The sequence below is a fragment of the Brachybacterium sp. AOP25-B2-12 genome, from assembly GCF_052378625.1.
In the GTDB taxonomy this organism is placed as follows: domain Bacteria; phylum Actinomycetota; class Actinomycetes; order Actinomycetales; family Dermabacteraceae; genus Brachybacterium.
Genome location: NZ_JBQSXW010000006.1, coordinates 19,051 through 36,878 on the forward strand (window position 1 = coordinate 19,051; position 17,828 = coordinate 36,878).

Annotated in this window: 18 protein-coding genes and 1 tRNA gene; 11 read left to right on the plus strand and 8 right to left on the minus strand. The window is 74.1% G+C overall.

The genetic code is table 11. The annotated features are described in order from the left end of the window. The first annotated feature begins 158 nt into the window (after nt 1-158). From ACT3TZ_RS06020 to ACT3TZ_RS06045, 6 genes are all read left to right on the plus strand, one after another. On the plus strand, nt 159-1,526 hold the full coding sequence (locus ACT3TZ_RS06020) for a glutamine synthetase family protein (RefSeq protein ID WP_444582494.1): 1,368 nt from the start codon (nt 159-161) through the stop codon (nt 1,524-1,526). Beyond that, a complete protein-coding gene (locus ACT3TZ_RS06025) occupies nt 1,507-2,439 on the plus strand; it encodes a gamma-glutamyl-gamma-aminobutyrate hydrolase family protein (RefSeq protein WP_444582495.1) in 933 nt (310 codons plus the stop codon). Before ACT3TZ_RS06020 ends, ACT3TZ_RS06025 begins: the two co-directional genes overlap by 20 nt. Next, nucleotides 2,436-3,791 (plus strand): aldehyde dehydrogenase family protein, encoded by a 1,356-nt coding sequence (locus tag ACT3TZ_RS06030; protein ID WP_444582496.1) that lies wholly within the window; start codon nt 2,436-2,438, stop codon nt 3,789-3,791. The genes ACT3TZ_RS06025 and ACT3TZ_RS06030 overlap by 4 nt, the downstream gene beginning before the upstream one ends. A 160-nt stretch (nt 3,792-3,951) precedes the next feature. Next, a complete protein-coding gene (locus tag ACT3TZ_RS06035; RefSeq protein WP_444582633.1) occupies nt 3,952-4,725 on the plus strand; it encodes a 3-oxoacyl-ACP reductase in 774 nt (257 codons plus the stop codon). 81 nt (nt 4,726-4,806) lie between these two features. Further along, nucleotides 4,807-5,670 (plus strand): FadR/GntR family transcriptional regulator, encoded by an 864-nt coding sequence (locus tag ACT3TZ_RS06040; RefSeq protein WP_444582497.1) that lies wholly within the window; start codon nt 4,807-4,809, stop codon nt 5,668-5,670. A gap of 81 nt (nt 5,671-5,751) precedes the next feature. Beyond that, nucleotides 5,752-6,582 (plus strand): class I SAM-dependent methyltransferase, encoded by an 831-nt coding sequence (locus ACT3TZ_RS06045; protein ID WP_444582498.1) that lies wholly within the window; start codon nt 5,752-5,754, stop codon nt 6,580-6,582. Between the two features lie 46 nt (nt 6,583-6,628). Here ACT3TZ_RS06045 and ACT3TZ_RS06050 read toward each other — a convergent pair whose 3' ends face one another. The 8 genes from ACT3TZ_RS06050 to ACT3TZ_RS06085 form a co-directional block, all read right to left on the minus strand. Then, complete coding sequence (locus ACT3TZ_RS06050) at nt 6,629-7,243, minus strand: YbhB/YbcL family Raf kinase inhibitor-like protein (RefSeq protein WP_444582499.1); 615 nt, start codon at nt 7,241-7,243, stop codon at nt 6,629-6,631. A 12-nt stretch (nt 7,244-7,255) separates the two neighbouring features. After that, on the minus strand, nt 7,256-8,005 hold the full coding sequence (locus ACT3TZ_RS06055; RefSeq protein ID WP_444582500.1) for an HAD hydrolase family protein: 750 nt from the start codon (nt 8,003-8,005) through the stop codon (nt 7,256-7,258). Then, nucleotides 8,002-9,045, minus strand: a complete 1,044-nt coding sequence (locus ACT3TZ_RS06060) for a fructosamine kinase family protein (protein WP_444582501.1) — start codon at nt 9,043-9,045, stop codon at nt 8,002-8,004. The genes ACT3TZ_RS06055 and ACT3TZ_RS06060 overlap by 4 nt, the downstream gene beginning before the upstream one ends. 55 nt (nt 9,046-9,100) lie before the next feature. Beyond that, on the minus strand, nt 9,101-11,254 hold the full coding sequence (locus ACT3TZ_RS06065; protein WP_444582502.1) for an iron ABC transporter permease: 2,154 nt from the start codon (nt 11,252-11,254) through the stop codon (nt 9,101-9,103). Next, the gene (locus ACT3TZ_RS06070; RefSeq protein ID WP_444582503.1) at nt 11,251-12,240 is read right to left on the minus strand and encodes an ABC transporter substrate-binding protein; all 990 of its coding nucleotides are present in this window, start codon (nt 12,238-12,240) and stop codon (nt 11,251-11,253) included. Before ACT3TZ_RS06070 ends, ACT3TZ_RS06065 begins: the two co-directional genes overlap by 4 nt. A gap of 154 nt (nt 12,241-12,394) precedes the next feature. Further along, entirely contained in the window at nt 12,395-13,309 is a 915-nt protein-coding gene (locus ACT3TZ_RS06075) for an ABC transporter ATP-binding protein (RefSeq protein ID WP_444582504.1), read from the minus strand. 217 nt (nt 13,310-13,526) lie between these two features. Beyond that, a complete protein-coding gene (locus ACT3TZ_RS06080) occupies nt 13,527-14,336 on the minus strand; it encodes an SDR family oxidoreductase (protein ID WP_444582505.1) in 810 nt (269 codons plus the stop codon). 66 nt (nt 14,337-14,402) lie between these two features. Beyond that, nucleotides 14,403-14,954, minus strand: a complete 552-nt coding sequence (locus ACT3TZ_RS06085) for a dihydrofolate reductase family protein (RefSeq protein WP_444582506.1) — start codon at nt 14,952-14,954, stop codon at nt 14,403-14,405. Between the two features lie 152 nt (nt 14,955-15,106). Here ACT3TZ_RS06085 and ACT3TZ_RS06090 point away from each other — a divergent pair, with 152 nt between their 5' ends. The 5 genes from ACT3TZ_RS06090 to ACT3TZ_RS06110 all read left to right on the plus strand — a co-directional run bounded on the left by ACT3TZ_RS06090 (nt 15,107) and on the right by ACT3TZ_RS06110 (nt 17,799). After that, nucleotides 15,107-15,319: a hypothetical protein gene (locus tag ACT3TZ_RS06090; protein ID WP_444582507.1), complete on the plus strand. Its 213-nt coding sequence runs from the start codon at nt 15,107-15,109 to the stop codon at nt 15,317-15,319. A 116-nt stretch (nt 15,320-15,435) separates the two neighbouring features. Beyond that, a tRNA-Met gene (locus ACT3TZ_RS06095) sits at nt 15,436-15,507 on the plus strand. A 137-nt stretch (nt 15,508-15,644) separates the two neighbouring features. Next, nucleotides 15,645-17,048, plus strand: a complete 1,404-nt coding sequence (locus tag ACT3TZ_RS06100; protein ID WP_444582508.1) for an MBL fold metallo-hydrolase — start codon at nt 15,645-15,647, stop codon at nt 17,046-17,048. A gap of 22 nt (nt 17,049-17,070) precedes the next feature. Further along, nucleotides 17,071-17,322, plus strand: a complete 252-nt coding sequence (locus ACT3TZ_RS06105) for a hypothetical protein (RefSeq protein WP_444582509.1) — start codon at nt 17,071-17,073, stop codon at nt 17,320-17,322. A 216-nt stretch (nt 17,323-17,538) separates the two neighbouring features. Further along, the gene (locus ACT3TZ_RS06110; protein ID WP_444582634.1) at nt 17,539-17,799 is read left to right on the plus strand and encodes a VOC family protein; all 261 of its coding nucleotides are present in this window, start codon (nt 17,539-17,541) and stop codon (nt 17,797-17,799) included. Nucleotides 17,800-17,828 lie beyond the last annotated feature (29 nt).

Below are 17,828 nucleotides of genomic sequence, written 5' to 3' on the forward strand. Positions count from 1 at the left end.
GGACGGGATGCCTCAGGCTAGATCCGGAAGGTCGGAAGGTCAGTCCATTGAGTTTTCGTAACCGAACCGAGACCTGACGCGGCCGCACGGCCAGCGCCGCCGCCGCGTGCTCTAATGGTCGGAAGGACCCGACATTGTGGTCGACGATGGGAGCGGACATGGCGACACCGACCGGATTCCTCAGCCTCGAGCAGCTCGAGTCCGGGGTGCGCGACGGGGAGATCGACACCGTCGTGCTGGCTGTGACGGACATGCAGGGACGCCTCGTGGGCAAGCGGATCGCCGCGCGCCACTTCCTCGAGTCCGTCGTCGAGCACGGCGCCGAGTGCTGCAACTACCTGCTGGCGGTCGACGTCGACATGAACACCGTCGACGGCTACGCCATCTCCAGCTGGGAGACCGGCTACGGCGACATGGCGATGGTCCCGGACCTCCCGACCCTGCGGGCCATCCCGTGGATCGAGGGCACCGTGATGGTCACCGCGGACCTCACCTCGCTGGAAGGCGATCCCATCGAGCCGTCCCCGCGGCAGGTCCTGCGCCGGCAGCGCGAACGCCTCGCCGAGCGCGGCTGGGAGGCGCTGGCCGCCACCGAGCTCGAGTTCCTCGTGTTCGACGAGACCTACCGCGAGGCCTGGCGCAAGGGCTACCGCGAGCTCGTGCCCGCGAGCGACTACAACATCGACTACGCCCTGCACGCCTCGACCCGGATGGAGCCGCTGCTGCGGGACATCCGCCGCTCGATGGACGGCGCGGGCATGTACTGCGAGGGCGTCAAGGGGGAGTGCAACCTCGGCCAGCAGGAGATCGGCTTCCTGTACGACGAGGCGGAGCGCACCTGCGACAACCACTCGATCTACCGCTCCGGGGCCAAGGAGATCGCCGACGCCCACGGCCAGGCGATCACCTTCATGGCCAAGTACGACCAGCGCGAGGGCAACAGCTGCCACGTGCACATGAGCCTCCGCGGCACCGACGGCACGCCGGTGTTCGCGGATCCCGCGGGGGGCGGGGGGCGCAGTCCCGTCATGGATCACTTCATGGCGGGACTGCTGTCCGTGATGCGCGAGTTCACCCTGCTCTTCGCGCCCACCATCAACTCCTACAAGCGCTACCAGGCGGGATCGTTCGCGCCCACCACGGTGGCGTGGGGCCTGGACAACCGCTCGTGCGCCGTGCGCGTGGTGGGCCACGGCGCCTCGCTGCGATTCGAGAACCGGGTCCCCGGGGGCGACGTCAACCAGTACCTCGCGATCGCCGGCATGATCGCCGCGGGTCTGCACGGCGTCGAGCACGAGCTGGAGCTCGAGGACGCCCTCGCGGGCAACGGGTACACGAGCGACAAGCCGCGGGTGCCCTCCACGCTCCGGGAGGCCGCGGACCTCTTCGAGGCCTCGACGGTGGCCCGCGCGGCCTTCGGCGACGCCGTGGTCGACCACTACGTCCATGCCGCCCGCGTGGAGATCGAGGCCTTCGACGCCGCCGTCACCGACTGGGAGAGGGTCCGTGGCTTCGAACGGCTCTGACGTCCTGGCTCCTGCCCGCCCGACGGTCGCCGCGCGGCCCGTCATCGGCGTGACCACCTACCTCGAACGCGCCACGAGCGGCGTCTGGGACACCCGCGCGGCCTTCCTCCAGCACGTCTACCTCGACGCGGTGCTCGAGGCCGGCGGGATCCCCGTGCTCCTGCCGCCCCAGCCGTGCGCCGACGACCAGGCCCGCACCGTGCTCGGGCGCCTGGACGGCCTGGTGATCGCCGGCGGGGCCGATGTCGACCCGGCCCTCTACGGGCAGCGGGCCCACCCGCGCACGGGCGCCCCCCGCACCGACCGGGACGCCTGGGAGGAGGCGCTGCTCCGCGTGGCCCTGGACGACGGCACCCCCGTCCTCGGGATCTGCCGCGGCGCGCAGGTGCTCGACGTCGCGCTCGGCGGCGGCCTGGTCCAGCACCTCCCGGACGTCGTCGGCGACGACCGCTACCAGCCGTCCCCGGGCCGCTTCGGCACCGTGGACGTCGCCATCGTCCCCGGGTCGCGCCTCGCGCGGATCCTGGGGCCCGGGCCCGTCGCGGTCCCCGTCCACCACCACCAGGCGATCGGCGGGCTCGGCGCGGGCCTGCACGTCACCGGGCGCTGCGCGGACGGCACGGTCCAGGCCGTCGAGCTCGACGACCATCCCTTCTGCCTGGCCGTCCAGTGGCACCCCGAGGAGCAGACGGAGGACCGCCGGCTGCTGGCCGCACTCGTCGATGCCGCGCGCGCGGGCGCCCGGACCACCGCCAGCCGCCCCCCGGGCACGCCATCGGCCGCAGGCACGACCTCCCCCGGGGTCACGATTCCCGCCGCAGGCACGACCTCCCCCGGGGGCGAGACCCCGGCCGCACGCACCCCGTCCACCGAGGATCCCGGGCCCCACCCGGGACGAGAGGAGCCCGCATGAGCACCGCGATCATCAACCCGGCCGACGAGACCGTCGTCGCGCACGTCGAGTTCGCCGACCGCGAGGCGACGGACGCCGCCGTCGCGCGGGCCGTCGTCGCCCAGCGGGCCTGGGCCGCGCTCGCCCCCGCCGCGCGCGCCGCCCACCTCCGCGCCATCGCGGACATGGTCGAGGCGCACGTCCCCGAGCTCGCCGACCTCGAGGTCGCCAATGCCGGGCACCCCATCGGCCAGGCCCGCGGGGAGGCGCAGGCGGTCGCCGACGTGCTGCGCTACTACGCGGCGACCCCCGAGCGCCTGACGGGATCCCAGATCCCCGTGGCCGGCGGCTGGGACGTCACGTTCTGCGAACCCATCGGCGTGGTCGGCGTGATCTCCCCGTGGAACTTCCCCCTGCCGATCGCGATCTGGGGCGTGGCCCCGGCGCTCGCCGCCGGCTGCGCGGTGATCCTCAAACCCGCCGAGTGGACGCCCCTGACGAGCATCCGCCTGGGGGAGCTGGCCCGCGAGGCGGGACTGCCCGAGGGGGTGCTGACCGTCCTCCCGGGGCGCGGCGACGTCGTCGGCGAGCGCCTCGTGTCCCACCCCGAGGTGCGCAAGATCGTGTTCACCGGGTCCACCGCCACCGGACGCCGGGTGATGGCCGGGTGCGCCGAGAACATCAAGCCCGTCACCCTGGAGCTCGGCGGCAAGAGCGCGAACATCGTCTTCGCCGACGCGGACCTCGAGCTCGCGGCGGCCAGCGCTCCCGGCGGCGTCTTCGACAACGCGGGTCAGGACTGCTGCGCCCGGTCGCGGATCCTCGTCGAGGCCAGGGTGCTGGACCGCTTCCTCGAGCTCCTCGAGCCCGCCGTGCGCGCCGTGGCCGTCGGTGATCCCCGCTCCGAGACCACCGAGGTCGGGCCCCTGGTCGCCGCGGCGCACCGCGAGCGCGTCGCGTCCTTCGTGGACGACGAGTCGATCGTCGCCTTCCGCGGCACGTGCCCCGAGGGTCCGGGGTTCTGGTACCCGCCCACCGTCCTCCTCCCGCCGCGCGAGCACCGCACCGTGCACGAGGAGATCTTCGGGCCGGTGGTGGTCGTCCTGCCCTTCGAGGACGAGGCCGATGCCGTCGCGCTGGCCAACGACAGCATCTTCGGGCTCTCCGGCTCGATCTGGACGCGGGACGTGGGGCGTGCCCTGCGGGTCTCGCGCGGCGTCCAGGCGGGGAACCTCTCGGTCAACTCCCACTCGTCGGTCCGCTTCTCCACGCCCTTCGGCGGCTACAAGCAGTCCGGGATCGGACGCGAGCTCGGCCCCGACGCCCCCTACGCCTTCACCGAGACCAAGAACGTCTTCCTCGCGGACAGCTGAGCTGCCGCGAGCCCACCAGCTCACCCCCGTGCCAGGAGGAACCATGAACGACACCCCGACCGACGACCGCTCCCTGGGCGACGAGATCGGCGCCCCCGAGAAGCTCCAGGCGGAGCCCGATGTGCCGCGCCCGGGAGGCACGGCGCCGACCATCGCCCCCGTGGACCTGACCCAGCGCCTGCGCGGCCGGGTCGCGGTGATCACCGGCGGGGCCAGCGGGATCGGGCTCGCGACGGCCCGGCGCCTGCGGGCCGAGGGTGCGCAGGTGGTGATCGGCGACCTCGACCGCACCGCCGGCGAGCGTGCCGCGGCCGAGGTCGAGGGCCTGTTCGTGCCCGTGGACGTCACCGACCAGGAGCAGGTCGACCACCTCTTCGACGAGGCGGCCCGGGTGTACGGCTCGGTGGACATCGCGTTCAACAACGCCGGCATCTCGCCGCCGGACGACGACTCGATCGAGACCACCGAGCTGCCCGCGTGGAAGACCGTGCAGGACGTGAACCTCACCTCGGTGTACCTCTGCTCCCGCGCCGCCCTGCGGCACATGACGCGGCAGGGCCGCGGCTCCATCATCAACACGGCGTCGTTCGTCGCGGTGATGGGGTCGGCGACCTCCCAGATCTCCTACACCGCCTCCAAGGGCGGGGTGCTCGCGATGAGCCGGGAGCTGGGCGTGCAGTTCGCCCGTCAGGGCATCCGCGTCAACGCGCTGTGCCCGGGGCCCGTCGCGACCCCCCTGCTGCAGGAGCTGTACGCCGACGACCCGGAGCGTGCCCAGCGTCGGCTGGTGCACGTGCCCGTGGGACGCTTCGGCCGTCCGGAGGAGCTGGCCGCGGCCGTGGCCTTCCTGGCCAGCGACGACGCCTCGTTCATCACGGCCTCGACGTTCCTGGTCGACGGCGGGCTCAGCTCGGCGTACGTCACCCCGCTGTGACCCGCACGGCCCGCCGGAGGCCGAGGGCGGGCAGGGAGGCGAAGATGTGCGATCGTGACGGACATGGGGACGACGAGCGGAATGCGCGCGGACGAGGGGAGCGCCCCGGGCGATCCTGATGCCCGGGCGTCCGTCGGCGACCCCGCGGCGCCCGGTGCCGACACCGAGGGCGTCCCGGAGGGCGCGGGGGACGACGAGCTCTCGCGCCTGCTGTCCTCCGCGCTGCTCGAGCGGCCCGCGGTCACCGTCAACGCCTTCGAGGAGACCGTGCATCGCCTCGTGCAGTCGGTCCAGCTGGGGCTCGTGGGGCCCGGCGAGCGGCTGCCGGCCGAGCGGGAGCTGGCCACGATGCTCGGCGTCTCCCGCGACACCGTGCGCGAGGCCATCGGGGCGCTGGCCTCCGCGGGCCATCTCGTGTCCCGGCGCGGCCGGTACGGGGGGACCTTCGTGGTGCGGCGTCCCATGGCCGCCGACGGCACGCCGGGACAGGGATCCTCGCTGTCGCAGGGGCTGGCGACCGGGCAGGCCTCGACGGCCTCCCTCGAGGACACCCTGGCGCTGCGCTCGGTGCTCGAGGTGGGCACGGCCCGACGGGTCGCGACGATGGACCTCACGGCCGCCGACCGGGACCTGCTGTGGAGGACCCACGAGACGCTGCGCGCGGTCGAGCCCGCGGACTACCGCCGGCATGACACGCACCTGCACCTCCTGCTGGGCCAGCTCGTCGGCGCGCCGCAGCTCGTCACCCAGCTGGCGGACGTCCGCATGCGGATCAACGCCTACCTCGACCGGATCCCGCTGCTGGTCCCCAACCTGGTGCACTCCGACGAGCAGCACGAGCGGATCGTGACCGCCGTGCTCACAGGGCGGCCCGACGACGCCGCCGCGGCGATGGCCGAGCACCTCGACGGGACCGAGAAGCTGCTGCGGGGGTTCCTGGGCTGAGCGCCTGGTCGATGGGCCCCGGCGGCCCAGCGCCCTGAGACGCCGTCGCCCGGCCCCGTCCGGCGGGCATACGGTCGAGCGATGGCCTCGACACCAGCCCGGACGCCCGACTCCCCGCACGTCTATACCCACGGCTACGACCCCGCCGTGCTCGGCGGGCACCGCCGCCGCACCGCCGTCAACAGCGCCCCGCACCTGCTGCCGCTGCTGCGTCCCGGCCAGCGGCTGCTCGATGTGGGGTCCGGGGCCGGCACCATCACCGCGGACCTGGTGCGGGCGGTCGCCCCGGGCGCGGTGACGGCCGTCGAGGTGGGTGAGGAGGCCGCGCAGCTCACCTGTGCCGAGCTCGCGTCCCAGGGCCTCACGACCACCGAGGTGCTGGTGGCCGATGCCCACGACCTGCCCTTCGACGACGACACCTTCGACGTGGTGCACCTCCACCAGGTGCTCCAGCACGTCGCCGATCCCGTCGCGATGCTCGCCGAGCTGCGTCGGGTCACCCGCCCCGGCGGGATCGTCGCCGCGCGCGACGCCGACTACCCGGCGTTCCGCTGGTTCCCGGACGTCGCGGACCTCGACCGCTGGCTCGAGCTGACGGTGCGCGCCGCCCGCGCCAACGGCGGGGCGCCCGATGCGGGTCGCCGCCTGCTGGCCTGGGCCCACGCCGCGGGCTTCGAGGACGTGACGCCCGGCGCCGGGACCTGGTGCTATGCGACACCGGCAGATCGGGCGTGGTGGGCGGAGTCGTGGGCCGGTCGCATCAGCGGCACGGCGCTCGGCCGCCAGATCCTCCGGGAGGGCTGGGCCGATCAGGCGGAGCTGGACCGGATCGCGGCCTCGTGGGGCCGCTGGGCCGAGGACCCGGATGGCTGGTTCTCGGTGCTCCACGGGGAGATCATCGCCCGGGCATGACGGGGCGGGGGCGTCGGCCCCTCGTCCGCACGGCGGGCCCGAGCTCTCAGGCCGTGCGCGTCACCATGAGCGCCCCGCGCGCGAGCACCTGCCCGGTGAGCAGGCGCAGCAGCGAGGCGAGGCCCGCATCCGGCGGCGGCGTGATGGGCGCCGCGAGCGCGAACAGGTGGAACACGTACCGGTGGGTCCCGTGCCCGGGCAGCGGGCGCGGCGCGGCGTAGCCGGGACGATGCCCCTGCTCGCGCAGGAACGTGAAGCGCGGGTTGCCGCGCACCAGCTCGCCCTCGACGATCGTGCCGGAGGGGCCGGTGGGCTCGAACACGGCGACGGTGTGCAGCCCCGTGCGGCGCTCGGAGGGGAAGTCGAGGTCCTCGAGCACCAGCAGCAGGCGCTGGGTCCCCTCGGGCACGTCCGCCCAGCTCAGGGGCGGCGGCACGGACAGGCCGATCCCGATCCCGCAGAACCGCTCCGGCAGCTCCTGCCCGGCCGCGAAGGCCGGGGACGTGACGGTGATCGTCTCGGGGACGTCCAGGACAGGGGCGTGGACGATGCTCCCGGCGCTGCCGCGACGTCGGTCCGCGAGGTAGCGGCCGAGCGGGGCGACGGCCGACTCGATCGCCCGGTAGGCGGAGTCGGGGAGCTGGGGGAGTGCGGGAGCCATGGGGTGAGCCTCTCAGATCAGGTCGAGGGTGCGGAACGCGTCGGCGAGCCCGCCGTGCCGCGGACCGGGCACCACGAGGTCGGCCAGGGCGAGCAGCGGGGCGGGGGCGCCCTCGATCGCGACGGCGGTGCCGGCGAGCTCGAGCATCCCGACGTCGTTCATCCCGTCGCCGGCGCCCACGACGTCGGCGGGCGTCATCCCCAGACGAGCGATCACGAGGCGGATCCCGTCGGCCTTGTCGACGTCGGCCAGCTGCAGCTCCCCCGAGCGCGGCGCGCCCACGTCCACGGAGTTGGGGAGGGCGCGCACCCCGGTGCCGATCTCGGCGGCGAGGACGTCCACGGGTGTCGCGCAGTCCTCGACGGTGATCTTGGCGAAGGCGGCGCCGCGCAGCGCGGCCTCGTCGCCGCCGGAGCGGAACAGCGCATCGGGCGCCTCGAGGATGAACGCGGCGTCGTGCCGCAGGAGCACGTCAACGGCACGGGCGGCGAGCTCGGCCGGGTAGCGGTGGTCGCACAGCACCTCCCCGTCGATCCGCACACGGGCACCGGCGGAGGAGACGGCGCCGTCGACGCCGGACCAGGCGGCCTCGGGGATCATCACCTCGGCGCGCCCGGTGCACAGGAACACGAGGTGACCGCGTTCGCGGGCGGCGTGCACCGCCGCCCGATGCGCGTCGGGGACGATGCCGTGGTCGGCGTAGGTGCCGTCGATGTCGAGGAAGATCGCGCGGCGACCGGGGGAGGGCGGCACGGTGCTCATCGGGCCCCCAGCTCGTGGGCGCGGCGCGAGACGGCGCGGGCGGCCTCGGCGGTGGGCGCGGCGTAGGCGGAGCCGAAGATCCGCACGTGCGCCAGGAGCGCGAACAGCTGGTGGGCGGGCACGTCCTCGTGCCAGCTGCGCGGCAGGGGGTGCTGCTCCTCGTAGCCGGCCTGGATGTCGGCCAGGTGCGGGGTCCCGAACATCTCCAGCAGCGCGAGGTCCTCGAGGCGGTGACCGCCGTGGGCCGCGGGGTCGATGAGCGTGGTGCCCTCGGGGGTCCACAGGACGTTGCCGGACCACAGGTCCCCGTGGAGTCGGGACGGCGTCTCGGTGCCCTCGCCCGCGATGCCGGCGAAGGCGCCGGTGCCGATCGCGGTCAGGGCCGCATCGACGGCGCGGCGGCCCTCGGCGTCGAGGTGGCGGGCGGCGGCCTCGGCCAGCGGGGCCAGGCGGTCGGTGGCCCAGTACGTCGTGAAGTCCCCTCGGGGCGTGGTGGCGACGGGGAACGGGGCGTCCAGGGGACCGAACCAGGCGGTGTCCGAGGGTGTCCAGCCGAAGCCGGGTGCGCCGGAGTCGTGCAGGCGCGCGAGCTCGGCGCCGAAGCGGCGTGCGGCGGTGCTCGATGCCGGGACGGACTCCAGGCGCTCGAGGTCCACGTGGTCCGGCCCCTCGTCGAGCACCTCGACGACGGGGACCACGCGCGGCTCGGCGAGCCAGCGCAGTCCCGCGGCCTCGGCCGCGAAGAACCCGGCAGGCGCTCCGGAGCGCTGCTTGCGATAGGTGGTGGTCATGGTTCCACTGTCCCATCCGGGTCGATGGGGCGTCGACGGCGGGTCCTCGAGACGCCACGTGCCGCTCTGCACGCCGTCGAGCCCCGTGAGCCCCAGAACGTGGACACAGTCGTCCAGGCTCAGGGCGAGCTCTGCCGCGCACGCATGGACGGCGCGCACCTCGTTCCCGTGGATCGCGAGCTGCCGCGCGTACTCGACGTCGATGGTGTCCCGGACGGCCGCGGTGCTCTCACCGTGATCACAGCCCATCCCACCACCTCCTCGGTGTCCCGTCGGATGGACGCAGGCTCTCATCCCGCCGCGACTATCGAGCGCGTCGCCGAGCGATCCGCACCCCGCCCGTGCGAGCCAGCAGGTACAGGAAGTACGGCGTCCCCAGGATCGCCGTGGTCGCGCCCGCCGGGAGCTGGTTGGGGGCGATGATGCTGCGGCCGATCGCATCGGCCGTGACCACCAGGAACGCCCCGAGGGCCACCGACAGCGGCATGAGCAGCCGGTGGCGTGGACCCACGAGCATCCGCGCGGCGTGCGGGGCGACGAGACCCACGAAGGAGATGACGCCGACGATCGCAGTCGCGGACGCCGTCAGCAGCACGGCGATGACGAGCGCGCCCGCGCGCAGGCGACCCGGCCGTATGCCGAGCACCCGAGGGGTGGTGGGATCCAGCTGGGTCACGTCGAGGGTGCGGGCGAGGGGATGGGTGATCACGAGCGCCAGGACCAGCACGACGAGGCCCAGGACCACGCGCTGAGAGCTCGCGCCGTACGTCGAGCCGGCGAGCCAGGTGAGCGCCTTGGTCTGGTTCCAGGGATCGCTGCCGACGATGACGAGCGAGGTCAGCGACAGCGCGGCGGTCCCCACGCCCAGGCCCACGAGGACCAGGCGGGTCGAGTCGTCGGACGTGCCCCGCAGGCCCAGGCCCAGCACGAGGGCCCCGGCGATCGCGGCGCCGAGGAGCGCCCCCAGGACGACGGCGCCGAAGCCCCAGCCCGGGATCACGAGCAGCGCCATGATCGCGCCCGTCCCGGCGCCGGCGCTGACGCCCAGCAGGCCCGGATCGGCCAGGGGGTTGCGGGTGATCGCCTGGACGAGGGCGCCCGCGAGGGCGAGCGATCCCCCCGCGATCGCGGCGACGGCGACGCGCGGCCATCGGGAGTCCAGGATCAGCTCGATGCGGCCGCTCGCGGCGCCCCGCAGCCAGTTGACGACGTCGCCCAGCAGCAGCTGGGCGTCGCCGACGAGGACGCCGCCGGCGACGGCGGCCAGCGCCAGGGCGATGCCGAGCGCCACGGTGAGGCGCCGGTCCCAGAAGCGGTGCTCGCGGGCCGCGCGGGTCGAGTTCGTGAGGGTCGAGACGGTGCCGCCGGCGCGGCGGGAGGCGAAGCGCAGCGCGATGATCACCATGACGATCGCGCCCAGGAGGCTGGTGGCGATGCCGGTGGGGACGGCGACGGCGCCGGTCGCGCCGATCAGCGCCCGCAGGCCCACATCGGCCCCGAGGCTCACCACGGAACCGGCCAGGGCCGCCGCGACGATGAACGCCGCCGACCGCCGCAGGGTCGTGATGCGGCTGCGCAGCAGGCGCACGGCGGCCGGTGCGGCCAGGCCCACGAACCCCAGCGGTCCCACGACGGACACGGCGGCGGCGGCCAGCAGGACCGCGCACAGCACCGTTCCGACCCGGAGGCGGCCGATCCGGATCCCGAGCATGCGGGCGGAGTCGTCGCCGAGGGCCAGCACGTCCAGGCGCGGGGACAGGGCCAGCAGCACGCCGGTCCCCACCAGCACGAAGGGGATCACCCGCCACAGCGGGTCGGAGGAGGACTGGGCGAGGGTGCCGGAGCCCCAGGCGTAGAGCCCGGTCGTGGCCTGGGCGTTCATGAGGATCAGCACGGAGGTGATCGAGCCCAGGCCCATCGCCAGGACGGTGCCGCCCAGGACCAGGCGCACGGGGTCGCCGCCGCCCCGGGTCAGGAGCATCGCGATGCCGGCGCCGACCAGACCGCCGAGGAACGCGAGCCCCGTGCCGCCGAGGGCGCCGAGGGACACCCCCAGCACCGAGGCGACCGTGAGGCTCACGTAGGCGCCGGCGTTGATGGCGAGGGTGTCGGGGGAGGCCAGGGGGTTGCGGGTGAGGATCTGCAGGGCCGCGCCGGAGACGCCCAGGGCGGCACCGATGATGAGGCCCGCGAGCATCCGCGGCATGCGGTTGGAACCGACGATCGCGCCCACCTGGTCGTTCGCCTGGCCGAAGAGGGCCGCGACGACGTCCAGGGGGCCGATGTCGGAGGTGCCCTGGGTGAGATCCGCGATCGCGAGGATCGCGGCGGCCACGCCGAGCACCAGCAGGAACAGCAGGTAGGCACCCGGCCCCGACCGGGCCGAGCCGGTGGCCGCGGGGGCCTCCGGCTCGGCCGCTGCGCCGTCGGGACGGCGCGCCGGGGCGGGTGCGCTCACGCGAGGACGTCCTCGACGGCACCCAGGAACTGGACCAGCGACGTGGGGCCGCCGTAGACCCAGATCCCCTCGGGGATCCGGAACACGCGGCCGTCCTTGACGGCGGCGATCGAGGTCCACACGTCGTTGGTCGCGAGGTCCTCCTTGATGGGGTCGCCGTCCGGGTCGCCCCAGTAGATGATGTTGGCCTCGGCGGGCAGGGCGGCCATGCCCTCGAGGTCCAGGTTGCCCAGGCCCCAGCCGTCGTCGCCCGGCTCGGTCCAGCCGTTCTTGAGGCCGGCCTCCTTGAGCACGGCACCGGGCAGCGAGCGCTCGCCGTGGACGCGGAACGTCACCTGGCCGCCCTCGACGTAGGGCACCACGAAGACGTACGGGGTCTCCGCCGCGGTCGCGAGCTTCTCCTTGGAGGAGGCGATCTTGGCGTCGAACTCCTCGAGGTTCTTCTTCGCGATGTCCTCGTGGCCCGTGGCCTTGCCGGTCGTGGTGTGGTTGCCGCGCATGACATCGATTGGCTTGGTCGCATCGGCGCTGGTCAGGATCAGCACGGGGGCGATCTTGGCCATCTGCTCGGTGGCCGTGTCCGGGATCGAGCCGTCGATGCCGACGATGAGGTCGGGGGACAGGCCCGCAATGGTCTCGACGCTGGGCTCGCTGCGCTGGCCCACGTCGGTCACGTCCTTGGGCAGCGGGGCTGCGGTGTCCCAGGCGGTGTAGCCCTTGGTGTCCGAGACGCCCACGAGGGTGCCCTCGGTGGTGATGACGTCCTCGATGTTCGACCACTCGAGCGCGACGATCTTGCTCGCCGGGCCGTCGAGCTCGACGGTCTTGCCGGTGCCGTCGGTCAGCGAGATCTTCGCGCCGGAGGCCGCGGAGGTCTCGTCGGCGGCGGGGTCGGTGGTGCCGCAGGCGGCCAGGCCCAGGCCGAGGGCCGAGAGCGGGACGGCGCCGAGCAGGGTGCGGCGGGCGAGGTGACGGGCGTCGGTCATGGGTTCTCCTGGGTGGTGCGTCGGTGCGGCGGGTGCCGCGTGGGGGAGGGCGGCACGTGCCGCGTCGGGGCGGCGGATGCCGCGAGGGGGTCTCTGGCGGAGGGCGGAGGCGAGGCGCGTCCGGGGGTCGGGTCGGTGGGATCGGGGCCGGGTGTCAGGCCGCCGTGACGCCCGGGGCGACCGCGGCGGGGTGCGTGTCCTCGCGTTCGGCGAGGTCGGCGAGGGCCGGGAGGGTCTCGACGCGCAGCAGGCCGGTCGCGGCGTCCCGCGCGACGTGCACCTCGACGCCGTAGACGTCCAGAAGGCGCTCGGGGGTCAGGACGTCGGCCGGTGCGCCCGCGGCGACGACGCGCCCCTCGGACAGCAGCACGATCTCGTCGGCGATCACGGCGGACTGCTGGAGGTCGTGCAGGACGACGCCCACGGCCAGCCCGCGATCGCGCGCGAGGTGGCGGATCAGCCGCAGCAGGTCCACCTGGTAGCGCAGGTCGAGATGGTTGGCGGGCTCGTCCAGCAGCAGGATCCGGGTGTCCTGGGCCAGGCACGAGGCGAGCCACACCCGCTGGACCTGCCCGCCGGACAGCGTCTCGACGGGACGGTCCGCGAGGTCGGCCAGGCCCGTGACCTCCAGGGCCTCGGCGATCGCGCGGGGGCCGTCGTCGTCCCGGCCGGTCAGGGGGGCGCGGTGGGGGTGACGGCCGAAGCCCACGACGTCGCGCACGGTGAACCCGGCGGGGGTGGGGCGGTTCTGGGCCAGCAGGGTCAGGCGGCGGGCCCGCTCCCGGGCACCCAGGTCCGACAGCGGCGAGCCGTCCAGGGCGATCGTCCCGTCGGCGCAGCCGTGCAGACCGGACATCGAGCGCATGAGGGTGGACTTGCCGCTGCCGTTGGGGCCGATGAACACGGTGATGCGGCCGTCGCGGACGTGCGCGTCGACCTCGTGGACCACGGCCGTGCCGTCGTAGGCGAGGGAGACCTGGTGGATGCACAGGGCCGCGCCGTCGGCGCAGCGGGTGGCGGTGCAGCGCGCGGACGTGGGCGCGGGGGCCGGATGATCGTCGGGGGCCATGCGTGAAGGTTAGGGGCACCTAATCCCGTGCGCCAAGGCCGATGTGCCGTAAATGGTCCGATGCGCGCGGGGAGGACGGAGGACCGTGCCTGGTGGGACGGTGTTCCGTGGGCAGACTCACATGGCGGGGAGAGGGTCGGGATGCCGGCGCGTGCCGTCAGGACGACAGGGCGTGCGATCGGGATGCCCCCGATCGCCACGCATCAGGCCCCGCGCCTCAGACCGCCGGGGTCGCGAACCCGCCGTTGGACAGCAGCAGCTGGCCGCGGATCCACGCCCCGCGATCCGAGACGAGGAATCGCACGAGGTCGGCCACCGTGTCGGTGCCGCCGAGCAGACCGCCCGGGGTCTGTGAGGCGGCCGCGGTGCGTACGGCGTCGTCCATCCAGCCCGTGTCGATGGGGCCGGGGTTGATGACGTTGGTGCGGATCCCGCGGTCGGCGAGCTCCCGGGTCCCGGCGAGGACCAGACGGTCCAGCGCTCCCTTGGTCGCGCCGTACGGCAGGTTCTCCACGGTGTGGTCGCTGGTCAGCGCGAGCGCCACCCCGCCGGGAGCGTCCGTGCCGGGTGCGACCTGCTCCGCGAAGGTCTTGAGCAGCAGCCAGGTCGCGCGCACGTTCACCGCGTAGTGGCGGTCGAAGCTCTCGACGGTGGTGGTGAGGATCGAGGAGTCCACGCTCTCGCAGTGCGCCATGACCAGCACGCCGATCGGACCCCATGCCTCTCGGGCGGCCTCGACGAGGCGGCGCGGGACCGTCGGATCGGCCAGGTCACCGGGGACGAGGACCACCTGGCGTCCGGCTGCACGCAGCGAGTCCGCGAGCTCCTGGACATCCGCGCGCTGCCCGTGGACGCGCTGGTCATAGGGCTCGTGGAAGGACAGGGCGAGGTCGTACCCGTCCTCGGCGAGGCCCCGGGCGATCGCCGCGCCGATGCCGCGACGCCGGCCGACGCCCGTCACGAGCGCCGTGCGCGGCACGCCGCCGGTGGAGGGTGCGGAGGTCTGCGGTGAGGGGCTGTGGGTCATGGCCCCGACCGTAGAGCGGGTGGCGGGGACGGGCAATCGGTTTGCGCGGGCACACCCGCCCTGCCGTCAGGGGCGCGCGACCTGGTAGGTCAGCACCGCGAACTGCCCCACGTGCTCCACCTCCGTCAGCTGCAGGCGCGTGGAGTCCAGCAGGCGCGGCAGCAACGGTCGCCCGGCGGGCAGCGCGACCGGGGCGATCGACAGGACGATCTCGTCCAGCGCGCCGGCGTCGTCGAACTGCCCTGCGAGGTCCCCGCCGCCCTGCACCCAGAGCACCCCGTCCCCGGCGGCCTCGCGCAGCGCGGGGAGATGATCGGCGACGGCGCCGCTGACCAGGCGCACGTCGGCACCCTCGGGGACGGGCAGCGCGCGATGCGTGAAGACGAACAGGGGACGCCGCCCGAAGTACTGCTCCCACGTCGCGGAGTCCTCGAGCAGGCCCGCATGGGACAGCACCCACTCGTACGTCGTCGCCCCGACCGCCAGCGCCGTGACCTGCGCGTCGAACGGGGCGGTGTCCGGGGCCGGCTCGGGGACGGTGAACAGCCAGTCCAGGGAGTCGTCCTCGTCGGCCAGATAGCCGTTGAGCGTGGTCGCGGTGTAGTAGACGGTGCGCATGCCGGGATCCTCGCAAGGGGCTCCGACAGACGGGGCGCCGACGGACGAGCGCCGCCGGACAGGCCACCGACAGGGAGGGCACGGACACGACAGGGCGCCGGCTCGGAGGGTCCTCGCACGGTGCGTCCAGGTCTCTCCGCTGTGATGGGCCGATGCGACTCACCGACATCGTCCGCCTCGCCCGCACGGCCCTGGGCACCGAGAAGGGCCGCGACGCCGGGCGCGGGCTCACCGACAGGGCCGCCGATGCCGCCGGGCGGGTCGTCGGCCCCCGCCACTCCGGGAAGGTCGACAGCGCCCGCCGCGCCGCGCACTCCTACCTCGACAAGCAGGGCCCGCAGGATCCCGGTCGCGTCCGTTCGTGACGCCCCGTGTCCCCCGCCGTCGTGCCCGGTCGGCCCATGACATCCCCCTGGTGCCCGCGCCATCGCACCCCGCACGATGGGACCTCGGCCATGGCGGGACGTCCCCGAGGCCGCGCCGCCCCGTAGCTCAGTGGCAGAGCAGTTCCCTCATAAGGAACGCGTCGCAGGTTCGACTCCTGCCGGGGTGTCCCCCGAGGTGCCCCCGGTGAACACCCGGGAACGAGCGGGCGAGAGCTTCTCGACCATCACGGGGCCATCCCTCCTCGTCGGCCGTCCCGGCAGATCCGCTCGATAGCCTCCGAGCACGGACGACGAGGAGGCCCCCGTGCTCATCGAACGCTTCTACGACGACGACCTCTCCCAGGCCAGCTATCTCGTGGCCGATCAGTCCACCGGGGAGGCGGTCGTCCTCGACCCCCGCCGTGACGTGGAGGAGTATCTCGCCTTCGCCGCGGCGCACGGGCTGCGGATCGTCGCCGTCGCCGAGACCCACATCCACGCCGACTACCTCTCGGGCACCCGCGAGCTGGCCCATGCCGCCGACGCCGTCGCGATGGTCCCCGGGCAGGGCGGGCACGGCTGGGAGTACGGGTACGCGGCGCGCCGTCTGCACGACGGGGACACGATCGAGGTGGGGGCGGTGCGCCTGCGGGTGCTGCACACCCCTGGCCACACGCCCGAGCACATCGTCCTGGCGGTCACGGACACCTGCGCCGCCGACCACGAGGGTTTTCTCTTCAGCGGCGACCTCGTGTTCGTGGGTGACGTGGGCCGCCCGGACCTCCTGGACCGCGTGGCCGACGGGGTCGAGACCTGGGGCCCTGCGGCGCGCATGCTCTTCGAGAGCCTCGCCCGGGTCCTCGCCGAGCTCCCCGACCACGCGCAGGTCTTCCCCGCCCACGGCTCCGGCAGCCCCTGCGGCAAGAACCTGGGGGCGCTCGCCTCGAGCACCATCGGCTACGAGCGTCGTGTCGCCTGGTGGGCGCCGTACGTCGAGGCCGGGGACGTCGACGGCTTCGTGGAGCGCCTGCTGGACGGCCAGCCCGATGCGCACGCGTATTTCGCCCGCATGAAGCGCGACAACAGGGACGGCCCCGCCCTGCGCTCGGAGACCGGACCGGTCGCGGAGCTCGACGCCGTCGGAGCCCAGGCCCTGATGGATGCCGGTGCCGTCCTCGTGGACACGCGAGCCGCCCAGGACGTCCGTGCGGGCGCGGTCCTGGGATCCCTCGCGATCTCCGGCCATGGCCGCACCGCCGCCTGGGGCGCCTGGGCCCTGGACCCCGAGCTCGAGCCGGTGGGGACCCCGCTGGTGCTCGTGGCCGATGACGAGCAGCACGCCCGCACCCTGCGCGACCACCTCGTGCGGGTCGGCATCGACGGCGTGGCGGGATTCATCCGGGACCTGGATGGCTTCGCGCTGACCCCCACGGCGACGGTTGCGCCGGACGCCCTGCCCGCCGAGGCGGTGCTGGTGGACGTGCGCGGACCCTCCGAGCACGCCAGCGGGCACGTGCCCGGCTCGCGACGGATCGGTGCGGGACGGGTGCTGGCCGAGCGGGCGGCCCTGCCCGCAGAGCGTCCCGTGGTCGTCTACTGCCAGAGCGGTGCGCGGAGCCTGATCGCCGCGCAGGCGCTGCGGCACCACGGGATCGCCGTGACCGAGCTCGAGGGCAGCTATGCCGGGTGGCGCGCCACCTGCGCTAGCGTGGACGGACGCACGCACTGACCCCGATCCCCTGGAGGCTCCCATGGTTGGCTTCAAGCCCTGGCATCTCGTGATCCTGCTGTCCTTCGCGGCCATGGTCCTCGTGGCCGTCGCGGTGGTGGTCGTCATCGTCGTGCTCGTCTCGCGGAGGCGGGGCGGCAGCGCCGCCGTGGCACCGGAGGTCCACGGCATCCCGTCGCAGGGCCCCGACGCCCGACAGATCCTGGACCGGCGTCTGGCCACGGGGGAGATCACCCGCGAGCAGTACGAGGAGCTGCGCCACACCCTCGAGTAGGTCCCGGCGCTCGTCCGTCTGATGTTCGTGCGTCGGACCTCGGTCCTACGCTGTGCGCCATGACGGCGACACCCCGGATCCTGCACACCGCGATCGACGCGCGCGACGCCCGCGGGCTCGCCGAGTTCTACCGCCTCCTCCTGGACCTGCACTACCGTCCGGGCGACGAGCCCCCCCCCCGCGGACGGCTCGGCCGACGACGCGGACTGGCTGGTCCTGACCGACGCCGCCGGTGGCCGCGTCCTGGCGATCCAGGCCAAGGCGGAGCTCCGTCGCTCCACCTGGCCCTCGGAGGAGGTGCCGATGCAGCTGCACCTGGACATGGCCCTGCCCGATGCCGACGCGCTGCGCGCGGCGACCGCCCGCGCCGTCGAGCTCGGGGCACAGGTGCTGCACGACAGGACGGACGACCCGCAGGAGCCGCTGTACGTGCTCGCGGATCCCGAGGGCCATCCGTTCTGCCTGCTCGTGGGGTGATGCCGGGGGTGGGGCGGCCCGGGGACCTC